This window comes from Mesobacillus sp. (assembly GCF_049588175.1).
Classification (GTDB): Bacteria; Bacillota; Bacilli; order Bacillales; family Cytobacillaceae; genus Mesobacillus.
On record NZ_JBAVFI010000557.1, the window covers coordinates 1 to 12661 of the forward strand.

15 protein-coding genes and 1 other annotated feature are annotated in these 12661 nt (G+C 41.2%); of the genes, 1 reads left to right on the plus strand and 14 read right to left on the minus strand.

The features are described from left to right. Nucleotides 1-399: 399 nt before the first annotated feature. Genes rplT through infC form a run of 3 tightly spaced genes read right to left on the minus strand, consistent with a single transcriptional unit; the run spans nucleotide 400 to nucleotide 1516 of the window. Entirely contained in the window at nucleotides 400-759 is a 360-nt protein-coding gene (gene rplT / locus WB217_RS13595) for a 50S ribosomal protein L20 (protein WP_207500453.1), read from the minus strand. 36 nt (nucleotides 760-795) lie between these two features. Further along, entirely contained in the window at nucleotides 796-996 is a 201-nt protein-coding gene (rpmI, locus tag WB217_RS13600) for a 50S ribosomal protein L35 (protein ID WP_023627047.1), read from the minus strand. 16 nt (nucleotides 997-1012) lie between these two features. Further along, nucleotides 1013-1516: a translation initiation factor IF-3 gene (gene infC / locus WB217_RS13605; RefSeq protein WP_423993753.1), complete on the minus strand. Its 504-nt coding sequence runs from the start codon at nucleotides 1514-1516 to the stop codon at nucleotides 1013-1015. A 129-nt stretch (nucleotides 1517-1645) separates the two neighbouring features. After that, nucleotides 1646-1769, minus strand: a sequence feature (ribosomal protein L20 leader region). A 209-nt stretch (nucleotides 1770-1978) separates the two neighbouring features. Here infC and WB217_RS13610 point away from each other — a divergent pair. Continuing rightward, the gene (locus WB217_RS13610) at nucleotides 1979-2182 is read left to right on the plus strand and encodes a hypothetical protein (protein WP_423993754.1); all 204 of its coding nucleotides are present in this window, start codon (nucleotides 1979-1981) and stop codon (nucleotides 2180-2182) included. Nucleotides 2183-2218: 36 nt separating this feature from the next. Here the strand turns inward: WB217_RS13610 and thrS are convergent, their stop codons facing one another. The 11 genes from thrS to WB217_RS13665 form a co-directional block, all read right to left on the minus strand. Next, on the minus strand, nucleotides 2219-4150 hold the full coding sequence (thrS, locus tag WB217_RS13615; RefSeq protein WP_423993755.1) for a threonine--tRNA ligase: 1932 nt from the start codon (nucleotides 4148-4150) through the stop codon (nucleotides 2219-2221). Nucleotides 4151-4511: 361 nt separating this feature from the next. Then, nucleotides 4512-5387, minus strand: a complete 876-nt coding sequence (gene ytxC / locus WB217_RS13620; RefSeq protein ID WP_423993756.1) for a putative sporulation protein YtxC — start codon at nucleotides 5385-5387, stop codon at nucleotides 4512-4514. 127 nt (nucleotides 5388-5514) lie between these two features. Beyond that, nucleotides 5515-6447, minus strand: a complete 933-nt coding sequence (dnaI, locus tag WB217_RS13625; RefSeq protein ID WP_423993757.1) for a primosomal protein DnaI — start codon at nucleotides 6445-6447, stop codon at nucleotides 5515-5517. Nucleotides 6448-6452: 5 nt separating this feature from the next. Continuing rightward, nucleotides 6453-7865: a replication initiation and membrane attachment family protein gene (locus tag WB217_RS13630; protein WP_423993758.1), complete on the minus strand. Its 1413-nt coding sequence runs from the start codon at nucleotides 7863-7865 to the stop codon at nucleotides 6453-6455. A gap of 202 nt (nucleotides 7866-8067) precedes the next feature. Next, nucleotides 8068-8529 carry a transcriptional regulator NrdR gene (gene nrdR, locus WB217_RS13635; RefSeq protein WP_207500472.1) on the minus strand — a complete coding sequence of 154 codons (462 nt, stop codon included), beginning with the start codon at nucleotides 8527-8529 and terminating at the stop codon, nucleotides 8068-8070. A gap of 124 nt (nucleotides 8530-8653) precedes the next feature. Continuing rightward, complete coding sequence (locus WB217_RS13640; RefSeq protein ID WP_423993759.1) at nucleotides 8654-9058, minus strand: hypothetical protein; 405 nt, start codon at nucleotides 9056-9058, stop codon at nucleotides 8654-8656. A 105-nt stretch (nucleotides 9059-9163) separates the two neighbouring features. Then, nucleotides 9164-9544 carry an adenosylmethionine decarboxylase gene (gene speD / locus WB217_RS13645; RefSeq protein ID WP_335431787.1) on the minus strand — a complete coding sequence of 127 codons (381 nt, stop codon included), beginning with the start codon at nucleotides 9542-9544 and terminating at the stop codon, nucleotides 9164-9166. A 313-nt stretch (nucleotides 9545-9857) separates the two neighbouring features. Continuing rightward, on the minus strand, nucleotides 9858-10889 hold the full coding sequence (locus WB217_RS13650) for a glyceraldehyde-3-phosphate dehydrogenase (RefSeq protein ID WP_423993760.1): 1032 nt from the start codon (nucleotides 10887-10889) through the stop codon (nucleotides 9858-9860). Between the two features lie 183 nt (nucleotides 10890-11072). Further along, the gene (gene coaE, locus WB217_RS13655; RefSeq protein WP_423993761.1) at nucleotides 11073-11672 is read right to left on the minus strand and encodes a dephospho-CoA kinase; all 600 of its coding nucleotides are present in this window, start codon (nucleotides 11670-11672) and stop codon (nucleotides 11073-11075) included. Between the two features lie 26 nt (nucleotides 11673-11698). Further along, nucleotides 11699-12331, minus strand: coding sequence for a sporulation membrane protein YtaF (ytaF, locus tag WB217_RS13660; RefSeq protein WP_423993762.1), 633 nt, complete (start codon nucleotides 12329-12331; stop codon nucleotides 11699-11701). Between the two features lie 188 nt (nucleotides 12332-12519). Further along, nucleotides 12520-12661 (minus strand): zinc finger domain-containing protein (locus WB217_RS13665; protein ID WP_423993763.1); only part of this gene is annotated, 142 nt, incomplete at its 5' end.

Sequence of the window (12661 nt, forward strand, 5' to 3'; positions counted from 1 at the left end):
CGCGAGTGGTCGTTATAAGCCTTCTTATGACCATTCATCTGGATTTCGCTATCGCGAGTGGTCGTTATAAGCCTTCTTATGACCATTCATCTGGATTCCGGTATCGCGAATGGTCGTTATAAGCCTCCTTATGACCATTCATCTGGATTTCGCTATCGCGAGTGGTCGTTATAAGCCTTCTTATGACCATTCATCTGGATTTCTGTATCGCGAGTGGTCGTTATAAGTCTTCTTATGACCCGTCCCTAATGATTAGCGGGCCGCGATGAAACTTTATTAGACTTCTTAGAAATCATGCTTAGTAATTTAGGCATATCCCACAGACATTAGCACAAATCAAAGGACTTTTTTAGACAAGAAAAAACCATCCTCATATGAGAATGGTTTCTTATAAGTCAATTACTTGTTGAATTGGCTTTTTGCTGTTTCTGCAAGTTGAGCGAATGCGTTAGCATCGCTTACTGCAAGTTCAGCAAGCATCTTGCGGTTTACTTCGATACCAGCAAGCTTTAAGCCGTGCATTAAACGGCTGTATGAAAGACCGTTCATGCGAGCTGCTGCGTTGATACGAGCAATCCAAAGTTTGCGGAAGTCGCGCTTCTTCTGGCGACGGTCGCGGAATGCATACATTAGGGATTTCATAACCTGCTGGTTAGCAACTTTGTATAATGTATGTTTGGAACCGTAATAACCTTTTGCTAATTTGATGACTTTTTTACGACGCTTGCGCGTAACTGTACCGCCTTTTACACGTGGCATGTAATTTCCCTCCTATATAAATCGATCGCTCGATTTTTACTTAATGTTGTCCAACATATGACGAATGCGTTTGAAATCGCCTTTAGAAACGATTGCAGATTTGCGAAGCTTACGCTTAGCTTTTGTAGATTTGTTAGCAAATAAGTGGCTTGTGTAAGCGTGTGAGCGCTTAAGCTTGCCAGTTCCAGTTTTCTTGAAACGCTTGGCAGTGCCGCGGTGAGTTTTCATTTTTGGCATAGGGACTTCCTCCTCGTTACTTTTCAGTTTTAGGTGCTAAGACCAGGAACATGCTGCGTCCATCCATTTTTGGATGAGATTCGATCGTCGCTACTTCCTTGCAAGCTTCAGAAAAGCGATCTAATACACGCTGGCCGATTTCCTTATGAGTTATAGCACGTCCTTTAAAACGAATTGATGCTTTAACTTTATCGCCTTTTTCCAAGAACTTGATAGCATTGCGAAGCTTTGTATTAAAGTCATGCTCATCAATCGTTGGGCTAAGACGTACTTCTTTGGTTGTGATGATCTTTTGGTTCTTACGTGCTTCTTTGTCTTTCTTTTGCTGTTCGAATTTGAATTTTCCGTAGTCCATGATACGGCCTACAGGAGGTTTCGCATTCGGTGCAACAAGTACAAGATCAAGATTAACGCGCGCTGCGATTTCAAGCGCTTCAGTTTTGGTTTTAATTCCTAATTGCTCGCCATTTTGATCGATAAGACGAATTTCGCGAGCACGGATTCCCTCGTTTAGTAACATCGCGTCTTTGCTAATAATTAGCCACCTCCAGGGTTTTATCGAATACATTGTCAGGGTGAAGAAGTCCGTTGCGGGCCGAAACCCATATCTTGCTCACACAATGACATACGATATGTCCATTTTTATTTTGCAATAAAAAAAGCGCAGGCGACAACACCCACACTTACGAAAACAAAATAATTAGACGTTTACGTATTACCTGCCAACAGCATTGAGTCAGCCAGGTGAGAAGCGGGTGCTTCTTCTTTCCTAAAACTAGTATTCAGTTCACTTTTGCTAATATAACACAAAGAAAAAGATGTGTCAAACGATTACTACTTGCGTTAACTGCAACGTAGAGTATTGTATCAAATAGAAATACAGCCTGCAATACTTTTTATTAAAAAATAATTTATCATCACAAAAAAATCTTTCTGTTTTGGTATAATTTTATTAAATACTAATAGGAAAGCTGGTGCAGTTTTGCTAGTAGCAATCATTGTTACAGGTGTGATCACTGGCCTTCTCGCTGGCAGTGCATTGAAATTTTTCAGGACGGGCTATGGCTTTTCAAATGATATCGACAATAAGCCATCGCTGCTCAAATCATGCAGGTACTGCGGCAAGAAATTACAGCGCGAATACAAAAAGAACCTCTGTCCATCTTGTTTAAAACCTCTTGAATAATAAATTGAGAGAAGCCATTGGCTTCTCTCAATTTTTTTACTTCTTCGCTTCCTTCCTGAAAGTATCCAGGAATTCATCGAATGAAATAGTTTCTGATTTTTGTTCGCCGTATTTACGGACGTTGACTGCCTTATCAGCCACTTCATTGTCACCGACAACAAGCATATAAGGGATTTTCTGCATTTGTGCTTCACGGATTTTATAGCCGATTTTCTCGTCACGGCCGTCAATTTCAACACGGAATCCTTCTGCTTTAAGCTTTTCCTGAATCTCGCGAGCATAGTCATAATGTACAGCTGGAGAAACTGGAATGACTTGTGCCTGGACTGGAGCAAGCCATGTTGGGAATGCTCCCTTGTACTCCTCGATCAGGAAGGCAACGAATCTTTCCATAGTTGATACAACACCGCGGTGAATAACGACTGGACGATGGTGTTTGCCATCTTCTCCAATATAAGTTAAATCGAAGCGCTCAGGAAGCAAGAAATCAAGCTGAACAGTTGAAAGTGTTTCCTCTTTGCCAAGCGCAGTCTTGACCTGGATGTCAAGCTTAGGGCCGTAGAATGCCGCTTCGCCTTCAGCCTCGAAATAATCAAGACCCATCTCATCCATCGCTTCTTTTAACATCGATTGAGCTTTTTCCCACATTTGGTCGTCATCGAAGTATTTTTCCTTATCCTCAGGGTCGCGGTAAGAAAGACGGAAAGAGTAATCGTTCATGTCAAAATCCTTGTATACCTCAAGGACAAGCTGGACTACTCGTTTGAACTCTTCCTTGATCTGGTCTGGACGGACAAAGATATGAGCGTCATTAAGAGTCATCCCGCGAACACGCTGCAAGCCTGCTAGAGCGCCTGACATTTCATAACGGTGCATTGTTCCTAGCTCGGCAATCCTTATTGGAAGCTCTCTGTAGCTATGGATGCTATTTTTGTACACCATCATGTGGTGCGGACAGTTCATTGGCCTTAAAACGAGCTGTTCGTTTTCCATTTCCATGACCGGGAACATGTTTTCCTGATAGTGATCCCAGTGTCCAGAAGTTTTATATAGATCAACACTGCCCATTACTGGAGTGTAAACATGGTCATATCCAAGGCTAACTTCTTTATCGACAATGTAACGCTCGATAATACGGCGGATTGTCGCGCCTTTTGGTAGCCAAAGCGGAAGTCCCTGGCCAACCTTTTGTGAGTTTGTAAATAAGTTAAGTTCTTTACCAAGTTTGCGGTGATCACGCTCTTTCGCTTCTTCAAGCAGCCTTAAATGTTCTTTAAGATCTTCCTTTTTGAAGAAAGCTGTACCGTATATGCGTTGCAGCATCTTGTTGTCGCTGTCTCCGCGCCAATATGCACCAGCAATGCTGAGCAATTTGAATTCTTTCAGCTTTCCTGTTGAAGGAACATGCACGCCGCGGCACAGATCAACAAAATCTCCTTGCTCATAAAGAGTCACTTTTTCATCGGCCGGAATCGCTTCAATCAATTCAAGCTTGTATTCATCACCGATTTCCTTGAAAAATTGTACAGCCTCTTCACGGCTGACCTCTTTACGAACAATATCAATATTTTCATTGATGATTTTGTTCATTTCTTTTTCAATCGCCGGTAAATCTTCCGGAGTCAATGATTCTTCCATATCAATATCGTAGTAGAAGCCGCCTTCAATTACTGGTCCTACCCCTAGTTTAACATTTTTATAAAGACGCTTTATTGCCTGTGCCATTAAATGCGCTGAACTGTGACGCAGAATTTCAAGAGCTTCACGATGATCGGGAGTAACGATTTCGATTGATGCATCTTCCTCGATTGGTCTGCGGAGATCATACGGCTTGCCATTCACCATACCGGCAATGGCTTTTTTCTTAAGGCCCGGGCTGATTGCGCTAGCAATGTCTTCAGTTGTTGTTCCTGCCGGAAACTCCTTCACTGCTCCATCTGGAAACGAAATCTTTAACATGTCTGCCATTGGCTTTTCCTCCTTAAATGAATTGGCGCAAAAACTTGCGCAAAAATAAAAAAAACCCGTCCCTGAAACAGGGACGAGTTTGATTACACGTGGTTCCACCCAATTTTACATTCTTACGCAAAAAAGCGACAGAATGACTCTGGTTGAGATAACGGCAGCTGCCGCCAGTCAATACTTGCCAAAAGGCGTTCATAACTGGAGTTCAAAGGTGGTAAGCAATCTATAAGTGTTAGGAAGTTTTCAGCCTTGCCTTCCCTCTCTGGAAACCTTTCAAGAAAGCCCATGTCCTCATCATCACAATGACTTGATTCATTTAGTATGTACGTAATTATAGTTTGTAATGTTTTGAAAATCAAGTGGGCTAACGTATATTTTCACTGTCCTCGCTTAAAAAGTTTTCTTTGTCCAAACAAAAAGCAGAAATGGGGCTGATTTTCACACGCTCTTCAAAAATATTAATAATTGTCCGCACCAGGGGCTGCTGTGCATCGTCTGTGTATAAGTAGATGTTTTTTGGAGCAATCGACAAAAGAGGAGCAATCGTGCCGGAGTCTACATAGACTGGGTGATTGACAAGCAATTTACGATCAATCGCTTTGAACAGTTCGCTCCTCTTTATTTCAATAAAATACTGGTCGTAAAATGACATATTTTCATCAATAATGAGGTACAAATGTGCCAGCTGTGGTTTCCGGTCAGAAAGAAAGCTTCTGAGTGTATGAACGAATACCTGGTATTCTTGTTCCATTTTATACTCATCAATCGCAATCTCCACCCACTGAGAGAGCTGTTCCCCATAAGCCTTCAATCTGAACTTCACAAACGAATCAAAAGAGAAAGAGATTTTCTCATTAAAAATTTCATTCACAGCCTTTTCAATGAGACCATTTTCTTCGACCCCTTCCATGAATGGGGCTAGCTCCTCTCGGTCACCTTCGAGAACAGAATAAATAATTTCAATGATTTGGTCTTGCTCTTCAACTTCAGTAAATAGATAAGATTCCGCCAGTATGGTCCTGAACCATTCCTCTCGTTTCGTCAAGATGATGAAATCGTAAAAACTCCTTTTTAGTTCCTGAAGTATTCCCTCTATATATAATTGAGTGGGTATTTGCACTCTATTTCGATCTTCATTTAGAAGAATTGAATCCGTTTCCGGCCAAGAAGCAAGCCTGGCAATTAAATGCTGATACAAGCTCCAGGCATCCTGCTTTTTTTGGAAGATGATTTCAATCAACCATATCCCCCCTTTATAAATAATCCCTGATTATATATATGGGGGACTTGGACAATTTAGAAGTATTCTGGTGCCTGATTATCAATGCAAAAAAAATAATGCCACAGCAATAGGCTGTGGCATTTTATTATATTCTTCGATTTTTCCCTTCCACTTTAACAGGGTCAGCAAGATACTTGATTCGTTCCATGATTCTCGCTGCCTTCAACTGCTCTTCTTCTCCCCGCTGGCTGTGTGTCAGATGATGTTCCAGCCCTTTCAGGTCAAAATTCGATGTAAAGAAGGTCGGCAGGTTCTCAAGCATGCGGAATTGGAGAATAGTCCCGAGAATTTCATCGCGTGCCCAGCTGCTCATTGTTTCGGCTCCGATATCATCGAGCATGAGTACATTCGCTTTTTTAATCGCTTCAAGCTTGTCATTAACGGTATGGTCACCGATTGCATTTTTCATTTCACGGAAAAACTCCGGAACGTAGACGATTAGCGAACTGACCTGTTTCTGTGCAAGTTCATTTGCAATCGCACCTAGAAGATATGACTTGCCGGTTCCAAAAGGTCCATGCAGGAGTAATCCCTTTCGCTTCTCACCTGGAGTATAGTTCTCGACGAAATCCTTGGCCATTTTTATTGCCTTGAATCTCCCCTGGTCATCGAGCTCAATATCGCCAAAGGAAGCCTTAAGGATTTCCTTAGGTACGTAGATGCTGCTGATCAGGCGGGCATGCTTTTGCTGTTCATCATGCATGATTTTTTTCTTGCAGCGGTCATATTTAATGTCAATATAATTTCCTTTAATAAACAACTCAGGTTCATAGCCCTTAATCATATTTTGGCATGCTGAAAGACTTGGACAATCCTCGCAGCTTTTACTCTGGGTAGTAAACTCATGTAGTTTCGCCATGCTCCTGTCAAGCATTTCACGAGTGATACTATCTGCATTCTGGTCAAGGAATGCTTTTATATGTTTGTCTTGCATTACCTCTCGCCTGATGGCTTCATAGCGAGTCTGGAAATTCTGGTTGTTTGCCAGCTTTTTCAATGTTTCATTTATATTTTGCACCTGAGTCACCTCCCAGATTTGAATTTCTTAAGTTCTTCTTCGAGCTTTTTCTTCTCTATTTCAAAGTCAGGATCATGACCAGCCGCACCTGTTGGCTGAACTTGTTCACCTTCACTCTTTTTCTCGAACCAATCCGGTAAAACTTCCTTCCGGACAGGCTTACGTTTCCCCTGTGAAGCTGGGGTCTTCTTGCCATCCGCCCATTCAAGGTACTGACGGTGTTCATTCTTAGCCAGCTGCATCGCTTCTTTAACAGTTGAAATTTTCTTCCGGGACCAGTGGCTGGCTATTTTTTCGATATAACCCTTAGCTAGTTTCTTATCCGTTTTGAGCATAACATAATCAACTAAAACATTCACCACACCCGGCAGCAGTTTTTGATTGAACATTACTTCTTCAATGATTTGCAAATCGGATTTGGAAGGTTCAGCTCCGCCAGAATAATCGATCAACAGCTGACGTGGGGATATCCTTTCAAAGTAGAGGATCAATTCCTCTTCCTTTGTGTTCGGTTTTGCTATACCAGCTTTTTGGTGAGCAGGCTGCACACGATCCAGCAGCGCAGGCAGCTGGTCCTGATATTCAAATTGATACCAATCCCGTGCCGCCTTACGTAATTCGTCGATATCAATTTCGTTATCTGCATTCACTGCGCTTAACACAATATTTTTCATCTTTAAAGCGTCTATTCCGTATAGGAAGCCAAGGTTGCTGATCGCCTCTTTAACTCTAGATGTAAAAGCCTTTTTTGGAATGAGAGACTCTTTAAGTCCACCCAAAAGCAAATCAAAGTTGAATTCATCAGAATCTATCTGGATTTTGGATGCTTCTGCCCTGCCGATAAACGAATTCCCGTCCTCAACCTTAAGGTCGATCGCGGATTCTGGATTGTGCTTAAGAGCTTCGGGTGGCACAGACAGAAAAACATCCTGAAACGCTTTAGTAATTTCAGCATATTGTGGATCCGCACCAATCGTCTTATCACTAAAAAATCGCTTCAGCCGCGAAAACTGATTCTTGCCTACCTTGCGATATAGATAAACATTTAACATCCCATCCAGAAAAAATTGTTCCGGAGTGAGCGGAGGCTGCAATTCATAGATAAAGGAACGTCCATCTTCTCCATTTTTAACAAAAGTCTTAAGCAGTCCCATCCCCTCAAGCTTCTGCCGGGCATGGTAGATGTCCTTCAAATTCATATCCATAATGCTCATTAAGTTATGATGCGTCACAGGTTCAGACCATAAGCGGTTTTCTTCAAGTTCAGCCCACAGGGTCATGAAAAGACTTAAGCACGCAGGACCGATCAAAGGCTGATACAAAAACGTCAAAACCTTGCGATCATAATCATGCAACAGACCTCCCGAAGCTACTATATATTGATCTACAGGCAATGTTTCCTGCCAATGCTGCGCCATCCTAAATCCCCTCCTCTGAAACATGTTCTATAAAAAAAGCTGAAGTTCCCTTCAGCTCCTTCATGATTTTTTGAGGTTACTCAGAACTTCAAGACTTTTCAAGATTTCTGAAAGGATCGTAGAATTCACCTGATTTTCCTCTAGACTATAAAAAATCTTGATTTCCTAAGACACTTCAAGTAACTCCAAAAGTTTTATTACTTCAAGATTGTTCTTTCTTCAATAATTCTTTAAGCTCATCGATAAAAACATTTATATCCTTAAATTGGCGGTATACGGATGCGAATCGGACATAGGCTACCTCATCGACCTTAGCCAGCCGATCCATCACCATTTCCCCAACTGCGTCGCTCTTTATTTCAGATACACCCTGGCTGCGTAGTTCTTTCTCAACCTCAGAAGCAAGATCCTCGAGTTCTTTCAAAGCCACTGGTCGTTTTTCACAAGCTTTAATTAATCCGCGCAGAAGTTTTTCTCGATTGAATTCTTCACGTGTGCCTTCTTTTTTGACTACGATCAGGGGAATCTCTTCAACTTTTTCAAACGTGGTAAAACGAAATCCACATTCTTCACATTCACGTCTGCGTCGAATTGATCGGCTATCATCCACAGGCCTTGAATCAAGGACCCTGGTAGAATTATTTTGGCAAGTTGGACATTTCATTTCGATCAGCTCCGAATATTTTGAAATAATGAGTGATGGAAAAACCTCACAATGCAGGCGCTTCCGCTTTTTATTTATTCTTAACTATTATCTTATAAAAAAGTAAGTATCTGGACAAGAGGAACTATGCATTTCCATTAATGCCCGAGCCAATATATGTATGTGTCCGATCAAGTTTTTGATAAAAAAGCACCAATTCATTTTTCAGTGTGGGATTAATTCCTGCAGGAGAGAAGCGCTCAGTTGAAATATGCAGGTCGACTGCGGTTTCAAAAGGCTTAGTCGTTACAACCGTAACGGTCAAAAATGAAGGCACCTTTCTGTTAATTTCCGCAGAAACTTCGCCATGTTCCTTTGAAACGCTAGTAATCCTGCATGATGGGTCAGCTTTCAGCAATTCTTCAACTGATTGGAACATCTGATTAAAATTAGCCTTATAATAACGAGTTCTTAATTGCTCATCCCGATGACTTTCACTGGTTCCAGTAAATTTTTGGTAACGTCCTGTAAGGGCTTTAAAAAAAGACATTAAAGGTCCTCCCGCATAATTAATATAGTTACAGTGTACCGTATTTTGATAAAAATTAAAAAAGAGGTGTATCGCTACACCTCTTGTTATCATTCAATATTTTAATTATAGTGCTTTAGCTTGTGCTTGTTTCACTTGCACTGGACCCATGCCGCGCGGAAGTTCGATATTTTCGCGTGTTTGAGCGCCAAGAGCTTCTGCAATATAGTCAGCTGCAATATTAGGATTTAGATCGCCGCAAGTATAAACATCAATGCTGGCGTATCCATGTTCTGGGAAGCTGTGAATAGTTAAATGAGATTCAGAAATAATGACAACTCCGCTTACACCTTGTGGCGCAAATTTGTGAAATGCCACTTCGCGGATTTCAGCACCAGATTTCAAAGCAGCTGAAACGAAAGTTTGTTCAATATAATCCATATTATTTAATTTTTCAAAATCGCAACCCCAAAGTTCAGAAATTACATGACGACCCATTGTTTCCATATTCAATTTCCCCCTCTAACATTATTAGAATGAATCCTTAGTTTCAATGGTATCTTAACTACCACGGGGGAAAGTTAGTCCAGAGAGGTCCTAACCCTTTAAGTAGCCAATTGGTACCGTTATTAAGAAGTTCACGATGACTAGTATACTTCCTTTATATTTTTTTTGCAACACATGAAAACAAAATATTTCTCGTGATTTTTCACGATTCATTTGCACAGTTTCATAGATACTAGGTTAATAGGCTTCAAAGGAATCCAACAACAGCAAAAATAAATAAGCTTGCCGTGGCAGGCAAGCTTATTTGCATTTTTTATCCAACTTTTACAGAAACAGAATTTAACATAACATAAGCTACATACTTCGTTAGGTCAACAACCCTGCTTGAGTAGCCCCATTCATTGTCATACCATGCAAGTACTTTAACTTTATTTGCGCCGATCACCATAGTTGACAGTCCATCCACAATTGCTGAGTGTTCATTCGTGTTAAAGTCAATGGACACTAGAGGCTCTGTTGTAATATCGAGGATTCCGTTAAGATTCCCTTTTGAAGCTGAGTAAAATGCATCGTTGATCTCATCAATCGTTACTTCCCGTTTCAAGTCGACAACAAGGTCTACAAGTGAAACGTTTGGAGTCGGAACTCTTAATGCCATACCATGCAGCTTGCCTTTTAGCTGAGGAAGCACAAGAGATAAAGCCTTAGCGGCTCCCGTTGAAGTAGGAATAATCGATTGGCCGCAAGAACGTGCCCTGCGCAAATCCTTATGTGGGTTGTCGATGTTATTCTGGTCATTAGTATATGCATGCACAGTAGTCATCAAACCATTTTCGATGCCAAAAGTATCATCGAGTACTTTTGCCACTGGAGCAAGGCAGTTGGTCGTACATGACGCATTGGAAATCACATCGTGTTTTTCAATATTTAATGCGCTTTCATTTACTCCCATCACAATAGTGATATCCTCATTCGTACCAGGTGCTGTCAAAATGACCTTCTTTGCACCAGCATCAAGGTGGAGCGCAGCCTTGTCTCGTGAATTGAATTTTCCTGTTGCTTCTATCACAATATCAATCTTCATTTCATTCCATGGAAGCTCAGCAGGATTTCGGTTGCTTAATAATTTTACAGTTTTCCCGTTCACGAGCAAATGATCATCCGCAGGAATGACTTCACCTGCAAATTGACCATGTGTTGAATCATATTTAATTAAATGCGCCAGAGTTTCAGCTGGATAGCTCGCATTGATTGCTACAACCTCAAGATTGTCTTCAAGAATGGCTCTTCTGAAAACCATTCTGCCAATTCTCCCAAAACCGTTTATCGCTATTCTCGCCTTCATTGTACGGCCCCTTCCGAATTAGTGTTATACTTAATAACCCCTTTGTATGGTATTAGTATAACATATTAAAATTTATTTGTGCTGATTAAATGCACACATTTTTAATTTAAAATAATTCTGACAACTAAAACCATATTTTGATTGTTTCAATAAAAAACTACAAAAAAAAGAGCCATTAAGGCTCTATAATATTCCCCACTCTTTTAAAATATCCATCAACTGGGTTTTTGTATGTTCAATGCTTCCACAATTATCAATAACTGCATCCGCTCGTTTTACTTTATCCTTCAATGGCATTTGGGATTTTATCCTTGATAAAGCTTCTGCATCGGAAAACCCATTTCGTTTCATTAGTCTTTCCAGCTGGGTTTCTTCATCTACATAAACAAGAATGATTTTTTCAACAAGGTTCGTGAGCTTGCTTTCAAAAAGCAGAGGAATATCCATGACAATCGCTTTTTCATTTGCTGCTTCAGCAGTCTGCCTCTTTTGCGCCATCCTTTCTCTTACTGCAGGATGGACGATTGAATTAAGCAGATTTCTTTTTTCTTCATCATTAAAAATAATTGAACCTAACCTCTGGCGATTGATCGCGCCATCTTCAGCTAATATTGATTCCCCAAAGTGGCTGACAATATCATTGTATGCTTTTTCTCCTATATCAACAGCAAGCCTTGCCTCTATATCTGCATCAATCACCGTAATCCCCATGTCAACAAACATGGCGGATACCGTGCTTTTCCCGCTTGCTATACCTCCGGTTAATCCAATAACTAATGACATTCTCTTTGTATCCTTTCATCGGGCTGCTAAAGCTTCAGCACCCCAATTATGATCAATAGTATCCCTGGGACAAAGGAAAACTTCTGCATCCAGCCAATTTCAGAAAAACGACTGCCTAGTTTCATGCCGGCATATACCAGTAATGAACTCATACAGGCCGCTGTCAAAGCCAAATAACCTGGTGAGAAGCCAAGCATTGCCGCCCCGATCCCGGCTCCAAATGCATCAAGGGACAAGGCAAGCCCAAGCATCACCGCTTCAATGCCATTGATTGTACCCGAACGGTCAAAATCGGCCGTCATTGGCTTTTTCAGTATGTTGATGACAATCCCAAGCGATTGAATCTCAAAATTAAGAATGATTTTTTCGTGGCTGAGCAATTCTGTTTTGTCCGGACGGAAAAATTGGTAAAGAACCCATCCTCCAAGAACGATCAAAACTGATCCACCCAGCTTTTCGGCTAGCTGAGGGGAAAAAAAGCTCTCAAGAAAATGGCCGATAACCATGGCAGCCATCAGGACAACTGCAGAACAAACTGCAATCACCGCTATCGATTTCAGTGGTATTCTCATTTTTCGCAATCCATAAGTAAACCCAACACTAAAACTGTCAAGACTGACAGCGAATGCAAGTAAAAGCAGAGAGATTGTTTGTGCCATAAACGGAGCTCCTTCCTGTCAATCGCTACGTTAGTATATGGAAGGAGCCTATTTATGGTGAGAATCAATAATCATTATTCACTTATTGGATGTGGTAAAGTAATCTGTTGTTTCTCCGCTCCAGGCACTCGCTTTCCGCATGGTCCCATGAGCCGCGGCCTTAACCCGGACAACTTATTAAAAGACTTTTAAAGCTTTTGGCACCTTGGACAAAAATGTGTTCCCCTGCCTCCAACAACTGTTTTCTCCAGCGGGGTGCCACAAACCTTGCATGGTTCATTTTTACGGCCGTATACAAAAAGCTGCAACTGGAACATACCAATCTGTCCC